The sequence below is a fragment of the Demequina flava genome (assembly GCF_000975035.1).
GTDB lineage: Bacteria > Actinomycetota > Actinomycetes > Actinomycetales > Demequinaceae > Demequina > Demequina flava.
Genome location: NZ_BBRA01000001.1, coordinates 664127 through 688998 on the forward strand (window position 1 = coordinate 664127; position 24872 = coordinate 688998).

Here is a 24872-nt window from a genome sequence, read left to right on the forward strand (position 1 = left end):
AACGCGGAAGCACGGGGCTGTGCAGAGTGCGGACGCGTCCGGCGGCTACGCTGGTGGTCAGCATTTGCGGAATCGTGAGGAACCCTATGAACGTCGTCATTGTCGGTGACATCGGTTGGCGCTACCTGTATCACCTGGGCGACGAGGCCATGACTGAAGCCGCAGTCGACATGCTCCGTGCACGCGGTATTGATGACTTAGTACTCGTCGCGGGTGAGCCATCTGTCGCGACCGATTTCTATAAACTGCCCGCCGTCTCCCGCGTAGGGTTCAAGAGTTCATGGAGCCGATCGCGAAATGACCGTGTGCTCGCCTCGGTAGCCGACACTCTCGCGCAAGAGATGTTGCCCCCCGATTCGATCTACACTGCGATTCGAGACAGCGACGCGGTTGTCATCGCAGGCGGCGGCAACATGAACTCGCGGGACTACCACCTCTTGTACGAGAGAGTGGCAACTGCCCGGATTGCGCACCACTTCTCAAAGCCCCTATATGTAACGAGCCAGACCGTAGGACCCATGCTCAGCGACTCAGATCGAGCTCTTGTGGTTGAGATCGCAGAGATCGCGCTCGCTTTCGGTTGCCGTGAGAGTACGTCTGCGGCGCTAGTCCGTAGGCATGTGAAGTCGCCGGAGAAGGTGCACCATACTCTTGATGATGCGGTTGTTCTTGCATCAGATGACGAAGCAAGGGTGCAGGCCCGTGAGTTGTCCGGGCCGGGCCCCTACGTCGTAGCATCATTCACGGATCATCACGGGACAGTCTGGCCGAACAAGAAGGCCTACCTCAGAGACCTCAGCATCCTGTGCCGCACGATAGCGGAGGACCACGACGTCGATGTCGTACTTGCACCGCACGCAGGCTCCCTGGATCCCTCTCAGAAACAGCGAGATCAGATTAGCAACACGGCTATCGTTGAGTTAGCTCAGTCAAGCCGTGTGCGCGCGACTCGAATGATCACCGCACGGGAAGATGTCGCGCTTGTCGAAGGCGCGGCGCTGTCACTTTCGACGCGATATCACCCCGCAATATTTGCAATCGCTACCGCAACGCCAGCGATTGCAATTGCCCCCTCCTATTACTCGTCAATCCGAATGCGTGGGGCGATGCGCAACGTGGGGTTTGAACGTTTCGCGATTCCGGCATCGGCTCAACACCTGTTGCGCGATGCCGTCGGCGAAGCCCTCTCGCGTACGGATCGCTACACCACTGCACTCAGGACTGCCTCGGTCTACTCTCGAGAGTTGCAAAGCCGCTGGTGGGACGCACTCGTCGCGTCCATACAGGGAGTCGCTCCCGTGAAGTTCGATGAGGGCCCTGGGGCTGCCACGTATGCCCCATCCGGTCAGTGGTCGCACGACGTCGAGACCATCGTCCCGATCTTTGACAACTATGCGCGGACGCTCGACCGGGTTTCCCAGTTGAAGGCCGAGCTTCAGTCCGTTCGAGCCGAAGCAGACGCGACTGCCGACACGCTTGCCCGGTATCGCGACCGGAAGGTCATTCGCGGAGCAGATCGCGTCGGCCGTTTGATCCCGCGCAGCCGCTCGTAACTCTCAGCCCTAAGCAACCACACCTCATGGAAACGAGCTGATCATGCCGATAATCCGCAAGTCCAAGCAAGGACTCCTCTTCATCCACATTCCCAAGACCGGAGGTGGTTCTGTAGAGGCAGCTTTCCGTGCAGACGGCTGGAGTGTCAACATCCTCGACGGCAATATGGGCAAAGGCACTATCAACCATTACCGCCACTGCACTCCTCAGCACATCCACGGTTCGGTCTTGCAACAGTTGTATAAGTTGGACCGGTTCGACGGAATCTTCACATATGTTCGCGACCCACTGCGACGGACAGTGTCCGAATACCTGTGGCGCAATCAACGCAACGAGAACCTCGATCCAGGTGCGCCCGCATTTGAAGCGTGGGTGCGAGAGGCCATCAAGAAGACGATGGCCGACCCGTATGTGTACGACAACCACATGCGCCCGCAGCACGAATTCCTAGTACCCGGCACGCGGGTGTACAAATTTGAAGATGGTCTCGAGACCGGCCTGGCAGATCTCGAACGCGTAACGGGACTGGAAATACCGTCGTCGGTGCCGCGTAATCACTCAGGTTCAGACTTGTCCGGGGTGTCGAGCTCGGACGTTCAGATAAACGACAACATCCGTAAGTTGGTCGCCGACTTTTATGCCGAGGACTATCGGATCTTCGGCTACACACGCCCCGACGCGTAGCAACGCCAGGGCCTCCTTCGGGAGGAGCATGCGTTCCTAGCCGATGCGGTCCAAGTTCCACGACGACAGCGACGGCGTTGCGGAGCGAGGTCGCTCGTGCCGTCGCTTACCGTCAATCACTCGCGCGACAACATCACGCGCGGCCGTGCCTTCGTCGAACTCACAAAAGATCCTGCGGAACTTCGCCCGTGCGTCACGGTGCGCCAGCTCGTCGAATGCGCCCGTCATCAATGAATCAAGGAGGGCTTCCGCATCCTCCACCACCTGACCAGGACGATCGGCCGTGATGTCGAAGTACGTGCCGCGCTCGCGCGAATAGAGATCCCAATCTTCCGCCAAAATCACAATCGGGCGATCCAACAGTGCATAGTCAAACATCGCACTTGAGTAGTCCGTGATCATGACGTCAGCAGCCAGGTAAAGTCGCTCAACGTCCGCAATCGCGGACACATCACGCACGTTCTCGGGCAAAGTCGAGGTGATGGCGTCACCAGCCAGGTAGTGGTCCCGTACGAGAAGCACATCGTTCTCAGCTAACTTCTCGCCAATCCGAAGCAGATCGACGCTTCGAGCCACATTCGCACCACGGTCACGAAAAGTGGGCACATACAAAATTGCTCGCTGGTCAGTGGCGAGCCCTAGCGAAGTGCGCGCCTGCGCGACGTCCTCAGCAGTGGCATTCACGAGCAAGTCGTTGCGCGGGTATCCGTACTCGAGGGTTTCGCACTTGACCGGATACGAGTGCTTCCAAACTTCGGCTGAAAAACTGTTGGAGACTACCGAAAAGTCCCATACAGCACACCGCTTGAGCAGACTCGTCCGCCAGGCCTGTGTCTTGCCTCGTTCCTCAATTCCCATCAGCTTGACAGGGGTGCCGTGATGGAGCTGCGTGACTGTCTGACCTGGGCGCTTACGCCACCAACCGGGGAGGTTGGCGTCAACAAACAGGTGCGAGGCCTGAGCGAGCACCTTGTAGTACTTGTGGGTGTCCCGCACCGCATACTCGGTGCCCTCAGGAAGCTTCGGGACCTCGGTCGGCAGAACCAGCCAAACTTGACGCAAGTGTGGATGGCTGCGACGTAACTCCGCACTCACCGCAGCGCAGTTCAGCCGTGGCGATAGACCCCACAGATTCTCGAGAACGACGATTGACTCGTCGACACGGGCTATCCGCCGCAGAACTCCGTAGGTATAGCGGCTGTGGTACAAACGGCGGCCGATCTGGCGAATGCGCACCGAGAGCGAGCGCGCACTGTCTAGTGCCGCACGCACGGCAGCACGGCCGCGAAACTCTAGCGTGAAGCGCAAATAGCCATGGCTCCAGACAGTGCGCATCGCATTGACCTGGTGCCCCGTAGTCGGTGGAGTCCAACCTTCCGGGGCGAGCCGCCGCGACGTCTCTCTGATCCGGTCGTAAAACGGCCTCCGAAGAGCCTGTGGGATGCGCTGACGTTGAGTTGTCTGCAGGGTCACGAGATTGCGGAAGGCGCAATCATAGATAGAACTACGCTCGGGGTCGGCAATGTCGAGTCGCTCAAGCTCACCGGCAAGCCTCTCGAACTGGTCGAGAATCTCAAGGTGTCGAGCATCTGTACTCCGGAGAATAGATCCCGACCATCGCTGACGGTACGCATACAGGGGCCGATCGATCCCGACGATCGAACTCGCCGCGGCGAGGATGGGATATGTCCACGGGATATCCTCGTAGTATCCGACGGGGAAATTGATGTCGAGCGATTCTAGAAATCCACGCCGGTAAGCCTTGTTCCACGCCACATTAAGCACGGAAAACACGTCAGGGACCTGGCGTGCTGTGTACGGACCTTGGGCCTGAAGCGGCGCGCGGATGACTCCCTCCACGGCATCGCCATTGGGGTAAAGGCGGTTGTAGCCGAACAGCACGACGTCTGGGTGGTGATCCGCGACAGCGCCGTGAATAGCGTCCAGAGCCCCATCCATAAAGTAGTCGTCCCCGTCAAGGAACAAAACGTACTCACCCGTTGCGTGCTTGAGACCTAGATTGCGTGCCATGCCTAGGCCAGAGTTCTCGTCTGGCCGCAAGACGGTGACGGCCGCATAGCATTGGGCCAGCTCATCAGCGAGTACCGAGGTCGCATCCGTAGAGCAATCGTCGACCACGATCACCTCTGCCCGCGGGTCGCCTGCAACCGATGCAACTGCCTGGCGGAGGTAGCCCTGGACGTTGTACGCAGGGACAACAATCGTGAACTCGACCAAATCTCGCACATTCGTTAGGCCGACTGTCACGCCATGAAGGCGAAGAAGTCGGGAACCGGACCTCGGAAACGCAACACAAGCGTGACTCGCATCACGCATACGCATCGTCACTAGCCAAGGACTTGGCGTGCCTCAGGGACAGTCTCCTTGACCGGCGTTCACCTGCGCGCGAAACGCGCAAATGGGGACGATGACGTCCGCTCAGATTACAGGAGGTCGGGGCAGGCCTCCGAACAAGGCGCGGCCCTCTCGTCAGTCCACGAGACTCTCGAGGAACTGGGTCACGAGAGCGGCTTCCTCCGGATGGTGCCACTGGTCGGCGTCAGGTTCACCGAGCGCAACGACCTGGAGTGCGCGGTCATCGAGGAGGCGTCGCATGCGTTCGGGGAGCCGCAAGCTACGAAGCGACAGGAATTCGTACCGGAGCGTGTCTGGCACATAGCGCCCAGTCATGTACCCGTAGTACTGAGCCAGAGACGAAAGAACTGAGAAGTCTGAACCAGAACGAAAGCGGCTAGCGCGCGTACGGGCGAACTCATCCGGATAGCGATTCTCAAGTTCCTCGAGCACGTCGCGCCGGTGCGGGTAGGGGATATGAAGCATCGACTGCGTAATCTCCATACCAAAATCACGCAGTAGAAGATTGCGATTGTTGTGTGCCGCGCCAAGGTGAGGGGCACCCTCAACATCACCGAAGTTCACCTTCAAGTGAGACGGGAAGAACTTGGCCGCCCCATTGCCGAGGAAGAAGTGTCCAGGTTGCAACGCGCTCGCAAGGATCATGTCGTCGTTGAAATAGATAAAGTGGTCGGCAATTCCCCGGATACGATGAAGGCATGCCTCAATCGCGTGAGAGTTAAATACCGGCAATACGTCTGCGTCCGGGAATATCTCCCGGTGATCCACAAAGTTGATGTCAGGAAACTCCGCTGCGATCCGCTCAGGGATCTGGCGGTCTGTCACCACATGAATAGAGCGGATCCACGGCGCAAACTTTCTCACAGACCTTACGGCGTAATAGATCTCATCACGGCTGTGGAATCGAGCGTCACGCAGACCGTCTGACGACGACTCATCAGGTGCCGACTCAACGTACCCAGGCTGAAACTTCCTGCGACGCTCCGCCCACGCAGGATCCGCGCCGTCGACCCAAGTGAAAACGGCGTCAATGGGGAAGTCCACTTGCTGCCAGAGTGCCTTGCCTGAGACCGTTGTATTCCCCGAACCTACCCAGGCGTCCCAAGTGGGGGCGTCGACCCACGTTGCGTTGAGGTTGGAACGGGGTGCGCGCCGGGTCCCGTTCGGATCCGCCTCCCAAAACTCGATTCCCACACGCGACAATGGAAATTCGTCGTCCTCTGATGGAATGGTGACCTCGACGTGCGTGGCATAAGGCAGCGTCACCGGCGCTGCGGCCTTGTCGCTCCACGGCCCCGCAGACAAGTGACCACGTCGGACCCACGCGCACATCTGCCAGTTTTCTTCGGTCACGACATCCGTGATCGCGCTGAGCGCACGCTCCCGGTCTTCCAGCGCCACGGCAAAGTCGATGCGAGAATCCGCCGTGGAGACGCGCGCTGCCGCGATGCCCGCACGTTCCAAGGCCTGAGCCACGTTGTCTTGCATCGCTTGTTGACCCAGTAGGTCCGGCGCAAATCGGCGCACCGGCGCACCTAACTCCAGCACGCCCCCATCGAAGCCCACATCATGAGTAGTAACCGTTCCGAGGTTTTCGTCGTAGAGCGACCCTGACTGTTTCCCGTCCAGAACGCGCGAGAAAACCTGATCCCAACGATCAGCGATCGCTTCAGGATCAAACGCCTGGGCACCCTGTCGTGCACGTTCTCCAAGTTCCTCGAGACGCTCAGGCGATGCCATCAGGTGCGCCAGACTTGCGCCGAGGGCCTCAATCGAACCATCGGGCGCAAGCAGGCCACCGCCTGCCTTCTCAATAATCTCTCGCGGCCCAGTTTCAATGTCGTAGGCCACCATCGGCACGCCCGCCGCAGCAGCCTCAATGCCCACCATCGGAAGACCCTCGTATCGAGAACTGAGGCCAAAGATCGAAGCCTTCGACATCTCCGCCGCGAGTCGCTTGGTGGGAGGCAGGATCTCGACCTTGCCTACAAGACCCCATCGCTGGACCTTTTTACGCAGTTCATCCCGTTCGTAACCATCACCGAAGATCCGCAGGCGCCAGTCGGGAACGAGCTGGTTCGCTTCATAGAATGCCTGAATGAGGTGATCAAACCGCTTCTGATACGTGAACCGGCCCGCACCGATAATTAACCTGTTTTTCAATCCGCTGCGCGGGATAAAGCCTCGCTCGTGCGGATTCTCTACGACAGCTAACGGTGGCGCATCGGCGCCAAGACGGTCCGCGAGCCAATCCTGTGAACGTTGGGTCAAACTCGTCAACAGATCCAGTCTCGAACCGTGTGAGACCAGAGGGCCTAGCCCCTCGTTGCGGTGCATCGGTGGCCGATGCTCCTGGTGAATGACTGCCACGCGCCGCGGCACAAATTCGGTCGCCAGAGCCGCAAGTGCTGGAGTTGAAGTGACTACGACGTCGGCTGCAACTCCCCGGAGGTACTTCTCAATGGCCCGATCGGTCACAGGCGAAAACTGGTTGTCCCACTCACTCGGAACAAGCCGGGAGCGTCCCGCGGGAATACCCTTGCGCGCGTCAACAAGGTACGAGAGCCGGACTCGGCGACTCACCTGGTAATGGGGGGCTTGCGAAGTCCGGTAGACGCCGACGACCGTGACAGAATGGCGCTGCGCCATCTCCGAGGCTTGCGTCAGAATCGTCCTCTCAGTTCCCGCACCTGAGTCTGGCGTTGTCAGCAGGTAAATGATCCTCATACGGCTTCCCCCCGGTCAGACGGCAACGACTTGACAGTCAACCCTGCCTCGCGATTGATATACGGCTTCCACCCGTTGCGTTCGTAACTGGCGCCTTCGTAGAAACCCGGGATACTCATCGCCCTGTGCGCAAGGCGAATATCTGCAGACGTCGCCTTCAGAGGGTGCGAGTTGCCTTCGCCGACGACGCATGTGAGGTCCCATAGGAGTTCGCCGCCGCCTGTGGGCAACACTGTGACGTCAAACTCGGCAAAACCGTCAGTCACGGGGCCGAGGTCTACGACACGAGTGCCATCGCGCTCGACCGCTCGCAGGCGAGTGGAGGGCGCAGAACTCTCGATGCACAAAGTGTAAGTACCCCTATTAGTTGCGATCACCTCACGGATATGTGGCTGGGACGGTACGGCCGTCACTATCAACTGCGCGCGGTCTTTGCGACTCGAGACACTCGCTTGGACACCACCCCGCCAGGATCGAATACCGTCTCGTGACGGCTCCGCCGCATCGAGGTTCCGTTGCCTCCATACAAGCGCACGGCCCGTATCGGGCACACGAAAGTCGTACCTGCCTGGCACCAGACCAAATGCGACAAGGTCGACGGTCCACGAGTAGCCGTCACTCCGTTCATCGCCAACTCCAAGGTCGGCCACGGTCACATTGTGAGAATCCGTTAAGACCATCGCGGTGATGTTCGACTCGCGAGGCGCAAAAGCATTCAGTGTTCGCCCATCATGCACCGCCAGGTAGTCAGGCCTACGATCACGCGGCAAGCGAGGCTCGCGGTTGCTCCACCGACGCAAGCGACGCTTCGCTCCACGAGCAATTCGCCTCATCTGTTTGTGCTCGGCCACTTCCTACCTCACGTCATCATCATTGGATTTGCTGGCCGACCGCGAGCACGCTAGGCGTGGCCACAAGTCCTTGGTTTGCGAAGAATCTTAGCGGCCTATCGTAGGTCCGCTATGCGCACATGCAGTCATCTACTTGTATCTGCTACCCTGGCGATTCACTGACGGGGAGCCTGAGGAGTGGCTCTTCTCCCGTCTGGCACAATGCGTCCAACCACATTTCAGCTCATGGGGAGGCGACGTGCACCAAGCGGACGCTCAAGAATCGCGCAAGACTTTCCTGCTCGGTCTGGGGGCACAGAAAGCGGGCACGACCTGGATGTACTCGTACCTTCAACGGTCTCCGCAGTTCGCTCACGGGTATTTCAAGGAGTACCACGTCTTTGACTGTATTGATGTGCCCCTGCAGCAGTGGAACCGGCGCAAAGTATTTAGGCTGGCGTCGGAAGAGTCTTTGAAAGCCCTCGATGGCGAGCGCGCGGAAGCACGCAAAATCCATCGCGCGAGCATGGTGCTCCAACCGAAGCACTATTTCAACTACTTCGACGCATTGTCTCGTGCACGAGATGAGACTCGACTCGTTGCGGACGTTACCCCCGACTACGCACTGTTGCCGCAGTCACGCTTGGAGAACATTAGGGACTCATTCGCGGAACGTGGCCTCAGGACTGCGGCTGTATTCCTTCTACGTGACCCGGTAGACCGGACCTATTCGCAGATTCGTATGCAACAGGGCCGACAGCCAGACCGATTCCCCGCTCCAGCTGAGCAAGTGATCTCGACGATTCACACCGACGAGATATACGCTGCGCGTAGCCGCTATGAAGACACAATCGAGCGGCTCGACAGTGTTTTCGATCCGAAAGACTTGCATTTTGAGTTCTACGAAACACTCTTCACCTCGAGCGCGGTCAAACGTCTGTGCGATTTCCTTGGAATTGAAACTATTGATGCCGACTTCAACGACAAACGCAATGTATCGCGCCCGGTCGCAAACGGAGGGCTAGACGAGAACATTGTCGCGGATATAGCGCACTATTTGGCACCGACGTACGCGGCGGTCGCGCGACGTTTCCCCAAGCAGGACCTCACCGAAATCTGGCCGAGCGCGCGACACGTCCTGTAGTTAGAGCACGTGTCGGGCACTAGGCCATAACGCACAGAGGTCGATACTCGGAAATCGCTGCTGCACTTTATGGCAGGTCAGGCGATGGTACTCAGCTATTTCCTGTGCCAAATCTCCCGGAACGTGCCGCTTAGACCCCGTAGTGACATTTGGAATGTAGGCAAAGTCCGGCTCAATATAGTCAACCACAAGGAACTCACACACTCTGCCAACGGCTTCCTTCGAAAACAGTCGCTCATAGAACTCGTAGTGCAGGTCGCTGTCTGGAAATGCCTGTTCGAGATTGGCGATAGTTTGGTCGTACCGTCCGCGGGCAGCGGTGCCAGGATGGGTGTACAAGTCGCGCAATGCCTGTTCCGGCGGAACAGTGAAGCGCTCTGGGTCTCGACGGTGCTCCATTCTCACCTGCGAGTACGCCCGCTCGACTGGGTCCCGCATCAAGAAGACGGCACGCGCACGGATACCGCGTCGTTTAAACGCAGTCCGAATCTTCGCATACCTGTCCGCCGACAGTAGCGCGTAGGCTGGGGTGACGTCCGCCGCAAGTCTGAACTCCGGCCCCGAGCAGAGCAATGTATCGAAGTATCCGTAATAGTGCTTGGGATGTAGCACCATGGAAGCTCGCAGTAAGTGCTTCGCCTGCGATGACTTTTGGAGCTTCGCGTTCGCGGAATTTTCTGCAGAGAGCCGGAATACTTTCTTGCGGCTCCATTCTTGGGTCGCGGCATCGCTACTATCGAAGACGTGGTACTCCTTAAAGAGACGATGCACGAATTGCGGTGACCTCCTCAGATAGTCATAGAGCCACGTAGTTGCAGCCTTCTGGGCACCCACGCCCAGCATGAACGTAGGATTCGCGCTGGAAATTGTCGCTGTGGCCTCTCCTCAACGACATGACGCCATGAATTCATGGGTGTTGACCTTACCCCATCAGTATTTCACGCGTGCCCAACTTTGCAGCGCCCTGCGAGCACCCCAAGCCCCTAGGCACGGGCGACAACGGACCATACGCGCCTCGGACTCTGCTTACCTAGAGGTGACGAAGATCACGCAGGCAGCCCCGGTCCCAGACTCCACGCAAGCGTTAGCGGCATGATCTCGCGATCAAAAGGGGGCGTCGAGAGAATAGGTACTAAGGATCACTGCAAGGGCCCTTTGAGCCACGGTTCTCCTGGGCCGCATCGGCATGACGCCACAAGCCCGGGTCTTGTCGTAGAAGTGCCCCGATCGTGGTTTCGGGCGAAAATACATGAGATGGAAGCTTATATGTCAGTTTATTGAGTGGATTGCGCTCAAGGATTTCCCGGCACAGTTCCGCGTCGTACTGCAACGGCAGTTGCAAAGCAAGCTCGTGGGCACCCTCTGAGGGGACTGTGGGATAGGTTGCCCAAACCTGCGCCAGACCACTGTCAACTTGCGTCAGGAATTCAACGATAGTGTGGAAGAAGTGATACTCCGGGTATTCATCGTTGTCAACGCACCACAAAGAAAGGGCTGCCTGGAGCCGTTGTAGCAGGACATTTCCTGGTTCACCTGCACCGATGCACCAGTTACTTGGACGATGGTCGCCACCATGAACTGAAGTAAAGCGAGGCATGAACGCAACGTCGCCTTGAATGCACGACGCGATAAGCTTCCCAAACCCTTCGCCAACTAGCACCGTGGGATCCATCCAGATCCCGCCGTACCGGGTAAGCAATGCAAGTCGCACGTAAACCGCATAGTTGGGGTAACTATTGTCTCGGAGACGTTGCACGTGTGTAGGGATGTCAACCCATGCTGGCACGGTCTCTGAGTCAAGTTCGAGGACGGGGAATGACCCGGACTGTAGAGCGGGCTGTCGCGCGAGCAACTTGACGATGGCAGGCGCACGCTCTATGCCTTGGCCCCAATGGATGAAAATCGTGCCAGGGTCTAAGCGCCCCTCCGTGGTGGGGAAAGAGTCCGCAATCGAACAGATGGTGTCGTGATGACGTTTCAGCCATTCCACCGTACGGCGGCGTTGCCAGTAGTTTCGCGGGCTGTACTCCAGCAAATCCTTGGGTCCGCCCAGGTCGCCTGAAAGGCGCTCACGCGCCACATCTCTCTTGCGCGCTTGCCCAACCTTTCCAGCACGAGCCAAGAGCCCTGCCAAGGCTTCGAGGGACCGAACGTCGGTAGACTCTTGTCCCCCCTTAGCGCGCTCGATCGCCTGTAGCAACCCGCGCGCATCGGACCTCGAGCTGCGACGGTCGCGCAGCACCCGGGACGCCAAGTGCCATAGCGTCGGCCCCTCCCACTGAGTCCCCATCACCGCAGCAAGATCGTCAGCTCGCAGTTGATCGGCGCCCTTCCCTACGATCTGGATGGAACACGCCGCTGTGCTCCCGAGAGCGGCAGAGAAGCCGGCACAAACTCTACGATGAAAGTCGCCGTCCGGAGCCCCCGACGAAACCTCAACGGCCGAGAGAACCGCTGCCAAGTAGCCCTCGCCAGGTTGTGCGCCTTGATCCACCAGGTGCCAAGTCGTCTCGACTACGCCGTCTGTACGCTGCTGGTGTGAGGCGTGAACTGCCTCGTTTCCGGAGAATAGTGCGAGTTTACGCGTCACGCGTCCCTGATAGACACGAAACTGAGACCAGAGGACTTCCCCCCGCCCCAGCGAGCATTCCGGTCTGTAAGCGGAGCCATGCGCCCTGCGCATGGTCTGGGACGGTACCGTGGCTCTCAACCCACCACTTCCCGGTAAGGTTCGGGCCGCTCGTTCCAGTCGCGACGGATCGTTGAATCCCCGCTTCGGTCGCTATGTCCAGAGCAACTGAAAGCGCATCGGCGCGGGCCACCAAACGGGACACCAACGGTGTGTCAAGCGCGAACTCAGCAAACACAGAAAACTGTGTTCCCGGAACGAGTCCGAAACTAAAACGATCCAAAGAAGCGCGCCCGCCGCCTGGGAATATTGAGCAGTCCCCACGATCCTCGCGGACAGATCTTTGGGAAAGGTAGCACTGACGACCGTCGCTTGAACTTCGGCGACGCTCGACCATCACGCCCGGCGGTACGTAGACTTCGCGGTCCGTTGGGTCTAGTCGAGAAGTAGTCTCCACTGTCGAGAAGTCGACGAACTGGTAGCGGGGTGCCGCTATCGCACGCAAATATTCCCGAGCTCCGAGGCTCGAGTTCGGGAGAGCGCCGTCGCGCACTCGCGCCCTACAGCAACCCGAGCTCCGCCACGGCGTCGCGCTCTTCGACAAGCTCAGCAACGGAGGCGTCGATCTTCTCGCGAGCTCCGTCGGCAATAGAGAGCCCCTGAACAATCTCCCACGCACCGTTCCGCGACACAGCCGGGAACGAGGACACGAGGCCCTCAGGGACGCCGTACGAGCCGTCAGACGGCAGCGCCACCGACGTCCAGTCACCCTCGGGGGTGCCGTGGACCCAGTCGCGCACGTGGTCGATCGCGGCGTTGGCAGCGGAAGCTGCGGACGAAGCACCGCGGGCCTCAATGATCGCCGCGCCACGCTTCGCAACGGTGGGCACGAACGTGTCCGCGACCCAAGCATCGTCCCCAATGACGTCAACGGCCGCACGGCCGCCAATCGTGGCGTGAGCGATGTCCGGGTACTGCTTGGCGGAGTGGTTACCCCAGATGGCCACCTTGGAAACATCGGAGACGGACGTGCCGGTCTTGGCCGCAAGCTGCGCGAGAGCGCGGTTGTGGTCAAGGCGCATCATGGCGTTGAAGCGGTCCGCGGGGACGTCGGGCGCGTGAGCGGACGCAATCAAAGCGTTCGTGTTCGCAGGGTTACCCACCACGAGGATGCGAACATCGTCCGCAGCGCCAGCGTTGATTGCCTCGCCCTGCGGCCCAAAGATGCCGCCGTTCGCCGCCAGGAGGTCGCCGCGCTCCATGCCCGGGCCACGAGGACGGGCGCCCACGAGCAGGCCCACATTCACGCCATCAAACGCAGTCTTGGCGTCGTCGTAGATGTCGATGCCGTCCAGCAGCGGGAAGGCACAGTCGTCGAGCTCCATCGCGGTGCCCTCGGCAGCCTTGACGCCCTGCGGGATCTCGAGCAGGCGCAGGCGCACAGGGGTGTCCGCGCCGAGCATCTGGCCGGAGGCGATGCGGAACAGTAGCGCGTAGCCGATCTGGCCTGCGGCGCCGGTGACAGTGACGTTGACGGGTGTGGTGCTCACGACTGTGTGACTCCTTGTGGGTTATAGAGCGAAACTACTGAAAAGTAAGCGGGCCCGCAGACCGGTTGGCCTGCGGGCCCGAAGAGTTATGCCAGGCGGGTCGAGAGGTTCTCGTCGAGCGTGGCGAGGAACGCCTCGGTGGTCTGCCATTCCTGGTCAGGGCCCACGAGGAGTGCGAGGTCCTTGGTCATCTTGCCGGACTCGACCGACTTGATGATGACGTCCTCGAGGGTCTCGGCGAAGCCGGTGACCTCGGGGGTGCCGTCGAGCTTGCCGCGGTGCTTGAGGCCGCCGGTCCACGCGAAGATCGAGGCGATCGGGTTCGTGGACGTCGGCTTGCCCTGCTGGTGCTGACGGAAGTGGCGCGTCACGGTGCCGTGAGCGGCCTCTGCCTCGACGGTCTTGCCGTCCGGGGTCATCAGCACGGAGGTCATGAGGCCCAGCGAACCGAAGCCCTGCGCCACCGTGTCGGACTGGACGTCGCCGTCGTAGTTCTTGCAGGCCCAGACGTAGCCGCCCTCCCACTTCATGGCGGAGGCCACCATGTCGTCGATGAGGCGGTGTTCGTAGGTGAGACCGCGGGCCTCAAACTCGGCCTTGAACTCGCGGTCGAAGACGTCCTGGAAGATGTCCTTGAACGCGCCGTCGTACTGCTTGAGGATCGTGTTCTTGGTGGACATGTACACGGGGTAGTTGCGCAGCAGTCCGTAGGAGAAGGACGCGCGAGCGAAGTCCTCAATGGACTTGTTGAAGTTGTACATACCCATGACGACGCCGCCGTCCTCGGGCATCTTCACAACTTCGTGCTCGATGGGCGCGGAGCCGTCCTGCGGCGTGTACGTGATGGTCACGGTGCCGGGGCCGGGAACCTTGAAGTTGGTCGACTTGTACTGGTCGCCATGAGCGTGACGGCCAATGATGATCGGCTTGGTCCAGCCGGGCACCAGGCGCGGGATGTTCGAGATGATGATGGGCTCGCGGAAGACCACGCCGCCAAGGATGTTGCGGATGGTGCCGTTAGGGCTCACCCACATCTTCTTGAGGCCGAACTCCTCGACGCGCGCCTCGTCGGGCGTAATCGTCGCGCACTTCACGCCAACGTTGTGCTTCTTGATGGCGTTGGCAGCATCGATCGTGATCTGGTCGTCGGTCGCGTCGCGCGACTCCACACCCAGGTCGTAGTACTCGAGGTCGATGTCCAAGTAGGGGTGGATCAGGCGTTCCTTGATGAACTGCCAGATGATCCGCGTCATCTCATCGCCGTCGAGTTCGACGACCTTGCCTTCGACCTTGATCTTCGCCATTGAGTGTGCCTCATCACGTTTATAGGGACAATTACGACGAACCCAGGCTAGTCCACTCGGGCATGCAAGGGGAACGCGCCCGGGCCTGCACGCCGCGCACCAGGCCATTCCGATTAGCATGGCGCCATGGCGAGCGTCCGGAATGCGAAGATCGAGTTGCTTCGCATCCTCGCGATGGTCGGCATCGTCGCTCATCACTACGTCGTCCACGGCGGTGTCCTCACCCAAACCGAGTCCGCCAACACCGCCATCTTCCTGAGCGCCTTCGGGAGCTTGGGCAAGTGGGGCGTGGACGTCTTTGTCCTCGTGGGTGCTTGGTTCATGGTGCAGCGTCCAGCACGGGGGAAGGCCCTATCGCGCATCTACAGCGAGGTGCTGCCGGTTTCGTGGCTGATCGCCGCACTCCTCGCCGTGACCGGAGCAGTTGCGCTGTCGACCGCCGACGTTCGTGAAGCGCTCCTTCCTGTCATCTTCAGCGAGTACTGGTTCGTCACCGCCTATGTCCTCATGGTGTTGATCGCGCCCTACCTGGCCATCGTGCTTGAGGCTCTCAGCAAGCAACAGCTCGCGCGCCTGCTCATCGTCGGCCTCGTGATGTGGAGCCTCCTCACGTTGGTCCCCCGGGTCGCCCTCGGGCTATCGGACTTCGCATGGTTCGCGTTTCTGTTTCTGCTGGCGGGGTACCTCAGGCTTCACGGGTTGCCTGGAACGGGCCGATGGTGGGGTTGGGCGACGCTCATCGCCACCGGTGCGCTCGTGCTTGCCCCTGCAGCAATGGCGGCGTGGAGTTCGGCGTCCGGGTCCCCCGGCGACTCCGCGCGCTGGCTAAAGGAGGTCGCCTCGCAGACCTCTCCCCTGACCGTCGCCGCCGCGGTGGCCATCCTGATGTGGGCGACCAAGAGCGCACCATGGCGGTCGCGGGCGATCGTCTACGCAGCATCGGCCTCCTTCGGGGTCTACCTGATTCACGACAACCCGCTGGTTCGCCGCGTGCTGTGGCCGGACGTCGTCGACACCCCATCAGCGGCAGGACAGTCCTGGCTACCTCTCCACGCAATTGGCTGGACCCTCGCTGTCTACATCGCGTGCTCGATCGCGATCTTTGCGCTCCAGCCTGTCCTCCTGCGCCCTATGCACCGTCTGACAGAGTCCATTCGCCGCGGCGTCGAACAACGGCTCGACCGGGCCAACAGCGGCCCACAACCTTAAGAAACTTCGCGCACCCGCCGCGTCATGCGGCATGGACCAAGAGTTCGTGCCACGATGCCTCGTAGAGTGCCGAACAGCACCGCCATCTCGACCGAAGGGCGCAACGCCATGACTGAACCCACACACACTCCCGCCTCAGAGCCAGACCCCGACGTCCACGGCACGCTCGTAGACGAGGACCTCGATAACGACGAGTGGGTCGACGACCCCGCCGGCCCCAACCTCCTGCCCCGCATGGCGGCGGAACTTGTCGGCACCTTCATCCTCGTGTTCATGGGTGTCGGCACCGCACTGTTCTTCGCGACGGGCAACAACGGCACGCTAACGGTGGCCTTCGGCTTCGCGCTCGGTGTGATCATCGCTGCGGTCATCTTCGGCGGAGTCTCCGGCGCGCACCTGAACCCCGCCGTGACGCTTGGCGCATGGGCCGCGGGCCGTTTCCCCGGCCGCGACGTCGCTCCGTACATCCTGGCCCAGGTCATCGGCGCCACCGCTGCAGGCGGCGTGCTCTTCGGCGTCTCGCAGTCGCACCCGCAGATCTCCGGCGGCGAGGGCGGCACTCGCACGTACATCTCCGGCGGTGCGAACGGCTTTGGGGAGCACTCCCCCACCGGATTCGACTGGGCGGCCGGCCTGATCATCGAGATCATCATCGCCGCGCTTCTGGTTGCAGTCGTTCTCGCCGTGACTTCCGCACGCGCCACGCACTTCACCGGTGCAGCCCCGATCATCATCGGCCTCACTGTCGGCTTCCTTGTCCTCATCGCCGTGCCGTTCACCAACGGTGCGCTGAACCCCGCGCGCGCCACCGGCATCGCGCTGTGGTCGGACACCTGGGCGCTCCAGCAGCTGTGGCTGTTCTGGCTCGCACCTCTCGTGGGCGCGCTGATCAGTGGACTGCTGTTCCGCATGGTCGGCCCGGTCGAGGACCTCATTTCGGCTGAGCGCATCGAGGAGACTGTGGTCATCGACGAGACGGTCATCGTCGAACGCTAACCCCGACGTCAACAAAGGGGGCTTGGTATCGCACTGGATACCAAGCCCCCTTTGTTGTCCCCGTAAGACGGAAGAGCTAGCTGCGGTGGGTTCGCGTCACACTGGTGTGACGATCGTTCCCTCCCACGCAAACTTCTCGTTCGCCGGGTCGATCGGCGTCTGCGCCAGGTGGTTCGTGTAGTTCGACATCACCTTCTGCGCGATGCCGAGCACGACCTCGAGGACCTGCTGCTGGGTGTAACCGGCCGCGAGGAACTCTTGCACGGTAGCGTCGTCGACCTCGCCGCGTTCGCGCACCATCGCGAGCGTGAATGTCCGTAGCGCTTCAAGGCGCTCGGTCGGGAGAGCTGTTCCATCGCGAAGCGCATCGGTGATCTCATCGTCCACCTTCATGCTCTTGGCAATCGCGGTGTGTGCCGGGACGCAATAGTGGCACGAGTGCTCCACGTTAATGGTCTGCCAGACGACGGTGAGTTCATCGGCGTCGAAGCTTGTGTCGAGAAACAGTTGGTGGAGTTTCTTGTACCCCTCCAGAAGCCCGGGCGCCTCGGCCATCGTGGCGTGAAGACCCGGGATCCTTCCAAACTGCGCCTTCGACTCCGCCAGGAACGGGGCGCTCTTTTCGGGGGCTGTGCTTTCATCATGCATCGTGAATTCAGTCATGGTGTCCTCCTAAGACGGGTCTGAGGGGTGTCAGTTCAACGAACTAGATGCTCCGGTGGTCCCTGACGGCCGCTTCCAGGTCGTCGAGGCCGCCAACGATGGCTGCGTCAACCTCGAGCGGGTCGGTTGCATTCCGCCGATGCGTGTCGTGCGCTTCGGGAGCAGTGGCACTGATCTCGTGGTGGTCTTGAGCCAAGCCGGCGAGAATATCGGCCACGACTGCGCTCACGGGCCGCCGTGCCCAGTCTGCGTTCTGGCTCGTCATCATGGCGGTGTCAGTGGCGCCCGGGTATGCGGTGGCGACGTGCACGCCTGTGCCGTGGAGTTCGCGGCGGAGCGCCTCGCCGAAGGCGGCGAGGCCAGACTTGGTCGCGGCGTAGACCGCATAGAACGGCATTGCGACGAGCGCGATCTCGCTAGAGATGTTGAGGACGAGGCTTCCGGAGTCGTCGGCTGAGGCGCGCACCGTGGGCAACAGCGCGCGGGTCAACTGCACCGGCGCGGTGAGGTTGAGGTCAATCATGGCCTGCACGTCCGCCGCCGAGGACTCCTCGAGCCGGCCCGCGCGCACGTTGCCCGCATTGTTAACTAAGAGATCCAGGCTGTCCCACCGCTCGACGGCTTCGAGCACCGCGTCAATCGCCTCGAGCCGGCTCAGGTCCTGCACCAAGACGTCAGCGGTTCCGCCCGCGGCTTCAACCTTCGTCGCGGTTTCGTTCAGGGTTTCTTCAGTTCGGCCAACGAGTAGCAGGTGTCCGCCGCGTGAGCCGAACTCGACCGCGAGCGCTTGTCCGATACCTTGCCCGGCCCCGGTAATCACGCCGTTTCGGTTGCTGAGATCCATGCTGATTGTTCCCTTCGTCGGTGGGCCCGGGGGCGCCCGGGAGAACTCAAAACAAGTTCTGTACCGAACGGTAACATAGTCGATTTTGCTTTGCTAACGACCGGTACCAAAAGCCCCTGTCTCGGGCTACAGTGGACAGATGACGACTCGCATGACAGCAGGGACTGGGCGCCCCAGGCTCTTCGACGAGGAGGCAGTCCTCGCGACGCTGACTGAGCTTTTCTGGCGCCAGGGGTACAGTCAAACGTCGTTGTCAGACATCGTCGACGCCAGCGGCGTCCACAAGCCGAGCTTGTACCGCACCTTCGGCTCCAAAGACGAGCTGTTCGCCATCGTCCTGCGCCGCTATCTCGCTGAGCGCATTGCGATGTTTGGCTCAATGATCGACCAAGCGGGCCCCGGCATCGACGGTGTGCACCGCTTCCTCGATCTCTTCGAAGCCGATGCGGAATCCGACCGCGGGCGCGACGGCTGCCTACTGGTCATGGCGTCCAACGAGTTGCGCGGCACGGTGGCAGACTTCGACTTCGCTACCGCCTACAGGGCACAGATGCGGGAGACGATCGGTGGGCTCATCGCGCACACTGTGCCAGCAGGCGAGGGCGACTCCGAGCTCGCGCATGCCCGCGCCGACCTCTTCACGACCTACCTCCTCGGACTGCACGTGACCATGCGCGCAGGCGCGCATGCCGAAGAGATACATCGCTATATCCACTCGATGCACGTCGTCGTCGACCAGTGGTGACGCACAGAGCAGCTTCTATGACAGCGGCGTCGTAAGCCCCAAAAACGCGAGCGCCAAGCCAAAGACCACCATGAGGGAAATGTCGACGGCGCGGCGCCGCACAGAAAACGCCACCCCGGCGGGGAGCACGATGCGCAGTGCGGCACCCGCGAAAGCGGCGCCGGCCAACAGAAGCGTGCCCGCCTGGGCGTTCACCATCGCACCCACCGCAACGCAAACGGCCACGACGGCGAGCACAATCCCCGCGGTCAGAGCGCGCGTCTGAGGGGTGTTGTCGGTGACGACCACGACAGGTTCGCTCACCTGCTCCTCCTCAGACGGTTCAGACATTTTCCGGCGCCCGTCCTAGTGGAAGAAGTGCCGGGTACCGGTGTGATACAGCGTAATCCCGGCGGCGTTTGCGGCGTCGATGACCTCCTGGTCACGCACCGATCCGCCCGGAGACACCACTGCCTTCACGCCGGCGTCGATCAGCGTCTGCAGTCCATCAGCGAAGGGGAAGAAGGCGTCGGAGGCGGCGACGGAGCCGGTCGCCCGCTCCGCCCCTGCGCGCGACACGGCGAGTCCGCACGAGTCCACACGGTTCACCTGCCCCATGCCAATACCGACCGCGGCGCCGTCCTTAGCCAGCAGGATTGCGTTGGACTTGACCGCGCGGCACGAGCGCCACGCGAAATCGAGGTCCGCGAGCGTCGCCTCATCGGCCGCAGTTCCCGCGACCAGCTCCCACGTGGAGACCGGGTCGCCGGGGGCGTCGATGGCATCGGCCTGCTGAACGAGCAGCCCGCCGGTGATGCGGCGCCATTCGGCCTTGAGAGGTGCCGGGTCTACGACGAGCAGGCGGATGTTCTTCTTGGCCTGGAGCACCTCGGCGGCGCCGTCCTCGAAGGCGGGGGCGACCACGACCTCGGTGAAGATCTCCTTGATCTGTTCCGCGGCCTCGACGGTGATGGGGCGGTTGGCGGCAATGACGCCGCCGAACGCGGAGACGGGGTCCGTTGCGTGAGCCTTGGAGTGGGCCGCGGCGATGGTGTCCGCAACAGCGATGCCGCAGGGGTTGGCGTGCTTGATGACTGCAACGGCAGGCTTGTCAAAGTCGTATGCGGCGCGCAGCGCGGCATCGGCGTCAACGTAGTTGTTGAAGCTCATCTCCTTGCCGTGCAGCTGCTGCGCCTGGGCGAGGCCACCGGACACAGCGGGGTCGGAGTAGACGGCAGCGGCCTGGTGCGGGTTCTCGCCGTACCGGAGGATCTGCGTGCGGTCGAAGGACGCGGCCACCCAGGAAGGCAGTGCGGTCTCAGGCTCGGGCGCGACGACCGAGGTCATCCACGACGCGACCGCGATGTCGTAGTCGGCGGTGTGGCGGAACGCGGAGGCGGCGAGTGCCTGGCGCTCGGACAGCGTGAAGCCACCACCAGCAACGGCAGCGAGCACATCGCCATAGGCGGCAGGGTCTACGACCACGGATACGGACGGGTGGTTCTTTGCCGCGGCTCTCACCATCGACGGACCACCGATGTCGATCTGCTCTACTACCTCGCCCTGCGACGCGCCAGAGGCAACAGTCTCGACGAACGGGTACAGGTTGACGACCACGAGGTCGAACGGCGCGATCTCCAGCTCATCCAGCTGCGACCGGTGCGACTCGAGGCGACGGTCGGCCAGGATGCCGGCGTGCACGCGCGGGTGCAACGTCTTCACGCGCCCATCAAGGCACTCAGGGAAACCCGTGATCTCTTCCACCGGCGTGACTGCTACCCCAGCATCGGCGATCCGAGCCGCCGTGGAACCGGTCGAGACAATCTCAACCCCAGCATCGGCCAGACCCCGGGCCAGGTCCTCGATCCCGCTCTTGTCGTACACCGAGATCAGTGCTCGACGCACTGGCTGCCGCTCGCTCATGCTGTGCCTTCCTTGCCGAGGGTGACCCGGCGTCCGTCAATGGTCCATCCGTCGCGGGCCATGCGGCCCACAGTCTCCGCCACGAGGGCGCGTTCCACGGTCTTGATGCGTTCGTGGAGGGAATCTTCGGTGTCATTGTCTCGCACCTCGACGGCCGTCTGCGCGAGGATCGGGCCCGTATCGACGCCGTTGTCGACGAGCATGACGGTGCAGCCAGTGATCTTGGCGCCATTGGCGAGCGCGTCCCTCACTCCGTGCGCGCCGGGATAGGCGGGCAGCAGCGCGGGGTGGGTGTTGATGATTCGACCGCCGTGAGCCTCCAGCGTGGGGGCGCCGATGAGCTTCATGAATCCGGCGCACAGCACCATGTCCGGCGCGAACACGTCGATGGCCTTGAGCAGCGCCTCATCCCAGGCGGCACGATCGGGGAAGTCTGCGAGCGCGACCGTCGCGGTGGGGATCCCGGCCTCGCGTGCGATGTCGAGCCCCGCGGCATCCGCCTTGTCGGAGATGACGCCGACAATCCGGGCTCCGTACGCGTCCTCGGCGCTGGCTTCAAGCACCGCGCGCATGGTGGAACCGGCACCAGAAATGAGCACAACGAGCCGCTGAGGCGCTTGTCGGTTTGTCACGGAGGCGAGCCTATCGGCATGCTGGTCACACCACCTACCTCTGGAGCACCGTGGCCGAAACAGAAGAACCTCGTCCCACCATGCCCGATCACGTACGTCGCAACGTGACCTGGTTCACCATTGTGTTGGGGCTCACGGTGTTGTTGTACCTGTTCTCGATCCCCCTCGCGTACGGGATGCTGATCACAGCTCCCGTGGCGATTTTCCTGGGCGCGCGCATCCTGATTCTGTCGCGCAAGGAGAAGAACGCAGCCGTCTTCCGGATCTCCGTGACGCTCGGGCTCGCAATTGCAGGTTTCTCGTTCCTGCTGGGAGTGTCAATGGTGTTCCTTGGCACCACCATCACCGCCCTCCAGGACTGCATGGAGCGCGCGGTCACTAACTCTGCACAGCAACGGTGCCAGACGGAGTACGAAGACGGCCTGAACGACCGACTCGAGTCCGTCTATGAGCGCTTTGGCGTGACCCCTCCCTAAATCGTCGCGGGGTCGGTGTCCTTGGTTTCGGCCGATGCTGGGGCTGAGTTGGCCTTGGCGGTCGCGCCAGTGCGGCGTCGCCTCCACCATTGAGTGAGCGCGAGAAGGCCGGTCGTGAGTGCGAGTCCGGCGAGCGTCAGGCCGAGCATCGCCGCCAGCACTGGCACGATCGCGGGTCCAGTGGTCTCGAGCGGTCCGGGGCCAATCGATCCTGCAGCCATGGCCACGAGTGCGCCCGCCACCGCGCCCACCGTTGCCAGGGCCACGCCGTCTGCCGCAGCGTCATCCCAGGTCAGGTCCTCCGTGCGCCGCGTCATCCACCGGGCGGCGGCCGCAATTGCGACGATCACCAGCGGCACCCACACCAGCCACGAGGCGGTCCAGTCGGGCAGCGCCGCCAAGAGCGGGATCTGGGGAAGAACATCGGCCTCCGCCACGCCGGGCGAAAACGCCGTGCCCTCTCCCACGGAGAATCCCGGGCCGGCCAGGTAGGACAGCATCCACACGATGAAGGTGGGCGCGTAGGCCAACTGGGCAATCGCGAGCACTACGCCGCCGATCGCGTCGACTCCCAGGCCGGTCGCCCATGACGCCATCTGGTCGCCGTGGAGCACCACGGTCGTGACGGACAAAATCGATGCCGCGGCGAGCGCCCATGCCATGACGCCCAGTCCGCGACGCAAGCCTCGACGGGTCCAGTCGGGCAGTTGCAAGACCCACGCAAACGATGCGCCGTGCGCGCGCCAAATCCCCAGCGCAGCCGATGCTCCGGCCACCAACGCGGCGACCGTGCAGGCGCGTACGACGAGGCTTCCGCCGTCCGCGTCTGTGCCGAGCGAGAACGAACCGATGACGCCGACGACGGCCACATAGGACACGACAGCCAAACCCCAGCTCATCCACGATCGCGTCGCGAACCGGCGTGCACCCGCGGCGATGACTGCGCCGCACAGGATCGTGAGTCCGGCAGGCAAGAGCGTGAAGGTGACGCCGCCCGCGATCGCGGGGACGCCGTGAGCCATCAGAAAGACGGTGGTTGCGACTGAGAACGCGGCGCTCCAGTCAATGCCCGAAGACGTCGTTGCTCCGGGGTCGGAGGCGATCACTGCGAGCGACAGCACCACGACCACGAGGTACGGGATCAGCGCGCCCTGAATGCCAGTGAGAACGCCGCCCACCCAGCCCGGGTAGCCCTCGAAAAACCCCTTGACCTTGCCCCCAAAGGCACGCAGGTCTCGCGAGAAGGATCGTGGCATGGGTCCATGGTCGCTCACTCGCGCGCCGAACCTCGGGAACGGCTCGCCACCACTGGCCCACCGCTCCGCTTCCCTACCGTCTCAGCACCTCCGCACCCGCCTCACTCCGATTTCGGGACATCAGTGCTCAATGTGAACGTTCCGCGGGCGCTGGTGTCCCAAAATCGCGAGGAAGAAGGATCAGGAGCGCCGTTCGAGCACCTCGATCACGCGGCGTCGACACCACGCCGGCCGCTTGGTGAGGTCTCGCCATCCAAAACGGAGGGTCGTGTACCCTGCCGCGGCGAGGTCAATATCGCGCTCATGGTCAGCCGATTGCGCTGTCCGGGACTCGTGATACCGCGCGCCATCGAGTTCAACGATGACCTTCTTCTTGCGGTGCAGCATGTCCGGACGCACCCGCCTGTGTCCAAGGTCGAGCGTGGCCTGCCACTCAAACTCGTCAAACGGCGGCCTCACAAATGTTTCCTCCTGAGCGATGCGTTCCAGCGGGGTCGTCGCACCGGCCTCGCACGCGTCGATAAGTCTCAGAAGTTCCGCCCGTCCGGGCAGTCGGGGTGACACCTCCATAATCCGCCGCAGGTATTCGAGCCCGAAAGCGCGCGCCCAGAATGCCTCGTAGAAGATGTTGCGCCGTGCCTGCGGCGGGGAGGTCCGCCAAGCGTCAACCAGCGCCCACGCCGTTGGCACCGTGCGCACACCCTGGGCGTACCCTTCCGTCTCCGGGACGATCCCCTGAATGCACGCGACCCAGTCTCGCGCGCGAGGTCTGAAGCCGGACGCGACCCGGATGCTCGCCAACGACGGCGCTGGCAACTGGGGGCGATGGAGGTGGAGTGCTAGCCCACCGGTCACGAGACCCGCCGGGTGCCAGAGGTTGAGCCCGAGCGCCCACACGATTGGATCCGCGCGAAGCTCTCGCCCGCAGTACACGTCCGGAAGCAGGCGAACCACGGTCCCCGCGGCCACCTCGCCGTCGAGCGCACGCCTGCCCCAGCGCTGAACTGCCTGCTCGCGGGAGAGCACCCGTGGTTCATGGTTGAGAAACGCCTCGAGTGAGATGGGCTTGGGACGACTGGCGAGCGGCACGGTTCTCACCTCAACGCACGGGCGCAGCGGCCGCCCGTGCAGCACGTGGCTCAGTGGACTACACCCACAACTCGGCACGTTGGGGACGCCGCCGCCTACGCCAACAAAAGACCTCGGCCGACACTGGGACACCAGCGCACAATGTGAACGTTCCGCGGGCACCCATGTCCCAAAGTCGGGAAAAGGAGGGGGCACGAGGGTGGGAAGCAGGAGGGAAAAGCAAACGGCCCGCCTCCCCCGACGAGGGGAAGCGGGCCGTCCA

General features: G+C 62.2%; 21 protein-coding genes. 7 read left to right on the forward strand and 14 right to left on the reverse strand.

The features are described from left to right. Nucleotides 1–86: 86 nt before the first annotated feature. Nucleotides 87–1553, forward strand: a complete 1467-nt coding sequence (locus AOP74_RS03110) for a polysaccharide pyruvyl transferase family protein (RefSeq protein WP_061960869.1) — start codon at nt 87–89, stop codon at nt 1551–1553. Nucleotides 1554–1596: 43 nt separating this feature from the next. Continuing rightward, entirely contained in the window at nt 1597–2238 is a 642-nt protein-coding gene (locus tag AOP74_RS03115; protein WP_061960870.1) for a sulfotransferase family 2 domain-containing protein, read from the forward strand. Between the two features lie 36 nt (nt 2239–2274). Here the strand turns inward: AOP74_RS03115 and AOP74_RS03120 are convergent, their stop codons facing one another. From AOP74_RS03120 to AOP74_RS03130, 3 genes are all read right to left on the reverse strand, one after another. Next, nucleotides 2275–4506, reverse strand: coding sequence for a bifunctional glycosyltransferase/CDP-glycerol:glycerophosphate glycerophosphotransferase (locus AOP74_RS03120; protein WP_160297441.1), 2232 nt, complete (start codon nt 4504–4506; stop codon nt 2275–2277). A gap of 222 nt (nt 4507–4728) precedes the next feature. Continuing rightward, nucleotides 4729–7341: a stealth family protein gene (locus AOP74_RS03125; protein WP_061960872.1), complete on the reverse strand. Its 2613-nt coding sequence runs from the start codon at nt 7339–7341 to the stop codon at nt 4729–4731. Beyond that, complete coding sequence (locus AOP74_RS03130; protein WP_152649139.1) at nt 7338–7607, reverse strand: hypothetical protein; 270 nt, start codon at nt 7605–7607, stop codon at nt 7338–7340. The genes AOP74_RS03125 and AOP74_RS03130 overlap by 4 nt, the downstream gene beginning before the upstream one ends. Before the next feature lie 823 nt (nt 7608–8430). Here AOP74_RS03130 and AOP74_RS03135 point away from each other — a divergent pair. Beyond that, nucleotides 8431–9315: a sulfotransferase gene (locus AOP74_RS03135; RefSeq protein ID WP_061960874.1), complete on the forward strand. Its 885-nt coding sequence runs from the start codon at nt 8431–8433 to the stop codon at nt 9313–9315. On the opposite strand, the gene AOP74_RS03140 is transcribed toward AOP74_RS03135, so the two are convergent. From AOP74_RS03140 to AOP74_RS03155, 4 genes are all read right to left on the reverse strand, one after another. Beyond that, the gene (locus AOP74_RS03140) at nt 9316–10158 is read right to left on the reverse strand and encodes a sulfotransferase (RefSeq protein WP_061960875.1); all 843 of its coding nucleotides are present in this window, start codon (nt 10156–10158) and stop codon (nt 9316–9318) included. 289 nt (nt 10159–10447) lie between these two features. After that, the gene (locus AOP74_RS12200) at nt 10448–11998 is read right to left on the reverse strand and encodes a capsular polysaccharide synthesis protein (protein WP_061960876.1); all 1551 of its coding nucleotides are present in this window, start codon (nt 11996–11998) and stop codon (nt 10448–10450) included. Between the two features lie 506 nt (nt 11999–12504). Continuing rightward, nucleotides 12505–13494, reverse strand: a complete 990-nt coding sequence (locus tag AOP74_RS03150; RefSeq protein ID WP_061960877.1) for a malate dehydrogenase — start codon at nt 13492–13494, stop codon at nt 12505–12507. Nucleotides 13495–13580: 86 nt separating this feature from the next. After that, nucleotides 13581–14798, reverse strand: coding sequence for an NADP-dependent isocitrate dehydrogenase (locus tag AOP74_RS03155; protein WP_061960878.1), 1218 nt, complete (start codon nt 14796–14798; stop codon nt 13581–13583). 126 nt (nt 14799–14924) lie between these two features. Between AOP74_RS03155 and AOP74_RS03160 the strand changes: the two genes are divergently transcribed. After that, entirely contained in the window at nt 14925–16007 is a 1083-nt protein-coding gene (locus AOP74_RS03160) for an acyltransferase (RefSeq protein ID WP_061960879.1), read from the forward strand. Nucleotides 16008–16115: 108 nt separating this feature from the next. Then, nucleotides 16116–17003, forward strand: a complete 888-nt coding sequence (locus tag AOP74_RS03165; protein ID WP_160297443.1) for an aquaporin — start codon at nt 16116–16118, stop codon at nt 17001–17003. A 96-nt stretch (nt 17004–17099) separates the two neighbouring features. Here AOP74_RS03165 and AOP74_RS03170 read toward each other — a convergent pair whose 3' ends face one another. Both AOP74_RS03170 and AOP74_RS03175 read right to left on the reverse strand, forming a co-directional pair. Beyond that, a complete protein-coding gene (locus AOP74_RS03170; protein WP_061960881.1) occupies nt 17100–17666 on the reverse strand; it encodes a carboxymuconolactone decarboxylase family protein in 567 nt (188 codons plus the stop codon). Nucleotides 17667–17709: 43 nt separating this feature from the next. Then, the gene (locus tag AOP74_RS03175) at nt 17710–18510 is read right to left on the reverse strand and encodes an SDR family NAD(P)-dependent oxidoreductase (RefSeq protein WP_061960882.1); all 801 of its coding nucleotides are present in this window, start codon (nt 18508–18510) and stop codon (nt 17710–17712) included. A gap of 139 nt (nt 18511–18649) precedes the next feature. Here AOP74_RS03175 and AOP74_RS03180 point away from each other — a divergent pair, with 139 nt between their 5' ends. Continuing rightward, nucleotides 18650–19255: a TetR/AcrR family transcriptional regulator gene (locus tag AOP74_RS03180; RefSeq protein ID WP_061960883.1), complete on the forward strand. Its 606-nt coding sequence runs from the start codon at nt 18650–18652 to the stop codon at nt 19253–19255. A gap of 15 nt (nt 19256–19270) precedes the next feature. On the opposite strand, the gene AOP74_RS03185 is transcribed toward AOP74_RS03180, so the two are convergent. From AOP74_RS03185 to purN, 3 genes are read right to left on the reverse strand one after another with little or no spacing between them, the layout of a single operon-like run. Beyond that, nucleotides 19271–19558 (reverse strand): DUF3017 domain-containing protein, encoded by a 288-nt coding sequence (locus AOP74_RS03185; protein ID WP_160297444.1) that lies wholly within the window; start codon nt 19556–19558, stop codon nt 19271–19273. A 42-nt stretch (nt 19559–19600) separates the two neighbouring features. After that, nucleotides 19601–21157: a bifunctional phosphoribosylaminoimidazolecarboxamide formyltransferase/IMP cyclohydrolase gene (purH, locus tag AOP74_RS03190; protein WP_061960885.1), complete on the reverse strand. Its 1557-nt coding sequence runs from the start codon at nt 21155–21157 to the stop codon at nt 19601–19603. Then, nucleotides 21154–21789 (reverse strand): phosphoribosylglycinamide formyltransferase, encoded by a 636-nt coding sequence (gene purN / locus AOP74_RS03195; RefSeq protein ID WP_061960886.1) that lies wholly within the window; start codon nt 21787–21789, stop codon nt 21154–21156. Before purN ends, purH begins: the two co-directional genes overlap by 4 nt. 80 nt (nt 21790–21869) lie before the next feature. Here purN and AOP74_RS03200 point away from each other — a divergent pair, with 80 nt between their 5' ends. Further along, nucleotides 21870–22265: a hypothetical protein gene (locus AOP74_RS03200; RefSeq protein WP_152649141.1), complete on the forward strand. Its 396-nt coding sequence runs from the start codon at nt 21870–21872 to the stop codon at nt 22263–22265. Here the strand turns inward: AOP74_RS03200 and AOP74_RS03205 are convergent. Together AOP74_RS03205 and AOP74_RS03210 are read right to left on the reverse strand one after the other, a co-directional pair. Continuing rightward, a complete protein-coding gene (locus tag AOP74_RS03205; RefSeq protein ID WP_061960888.1) occupies nt 22262–23521 on the reverse strand; it encodes a cell division protein PerM in 1260 nt (419 codons plus the stop codon). The genes AOP74_RS03200 and AOP74_RS03205 overlap by 4 nt on opposite strands. Nucleotides 23522–23701: 180 nt before the next feature. Beyond that, the gene (locus AOP74_RS03210) at nt 23702–24610 is read right to left on the reverse strand and encodes an endonuclease domain-containing protein (protein WP_152649142.1); all 909 of its coding nucleotides are present in this window, start codon (nt 24608–24610) and stop codon (nt 23702–23704) included. Nucleotides 24611–24872: the final 262 nt, after the last annotated feature.

Coding starts and splice junctions, on each gene's coding strand:
- AOP74_RS03110 (WP_061960869.1), top strand. CDS start 87: ATGAACGTCGTCATTGTCGGTGACATCGGTTGGCGCTACCTGTATCAC.
- AOP74_RS03115 (WP_061960870.1), top strand. CDS start 1,597: ATGCCGATAATCCGCAAGTCCAAGCAAGGACTCCTCTTCATCCACATT.
- AOP74_RS03125 (WP_061960872.1), bottom strand. CDS start 7,341: ATGAGGATCATTTACCTGCTGACAACGCCAGACTCAGGTGCGGGAACT.
- AOP74_RS03140 (WP_061960875.1), bottom strand. CDS start 10,158: ATGCTGGGCGTGGGTGCCCAGAAGGCTGCAACTACGTGGCTCTATGAC.
- AOP74_RS12200 (WP_061960876.1), bottom strand. CDS start 11,998: ATGCGCAGGGCGCATGGCTCCGCTTACAGACCGGAATGCTCGCTGGGG.
- AOP74_RS03155 (WP_061960878.1), bottom strand. CDS start 14,798: ATGGCGAAGATCAAGGTCGAAGGCAAGGTCGTCGAACTCGACGGCGAT.
- AOP74_RS03160 (WP_061960879.1), top strand. CDS start 14,925: ATGGCGAGCGTCCGGAATGCGAAGATCGAGTTGCTTCGCATCCTCGCG.
- AOP74_RS03165 (WP_160297443.1), top strand. CDS start 16,116: ATGACTGAACCCACACACACTCCCGCCTCAGAGCCAGACCCCGACGTC.
- AOP74_RS03170 (WP_061960881.1), bottom strand. CDS start 17,666: ATGACTGAATTCACGATGCATGATGAAAGCACAGCCCCCGAAAAGAGC.
- AOP74_RS03175 (WP_061960882.1), bottom strand. CDS start 18,510: ATGGATCTCAGCAACCGAAACGGCGTGATTACCGGGGCCGGGCAAGGT.
- AOP74_RS03180 (WP_061960883.1), top strand. CDS start 18,650: ATGACGACTCGCATGACAGCAGGGACTGGGCGCCCCAGGCTCTTCGAC.
- purH (WP_061960885.1), bottom strand. CDS start 21,157: ATGAGCGAGCGGCAGCCAGTGCGTCGAGCACTGATCTCGGTGTACGAC.
- AOP74_RS03200 (WP_152649141.1), top strand. CDS start 21,870: ATGCCCGATCACGTACGTCGCAACGTGACCTGGTTCACCATTGTGTTG.
- AOP74_RS03205 (WP_061960888.1), bottom strand. CDS start 23,521: ATGCCACGATCCTTCTCGCGAGACCTGCGTGCCTTTGGGGGCAAGGTC.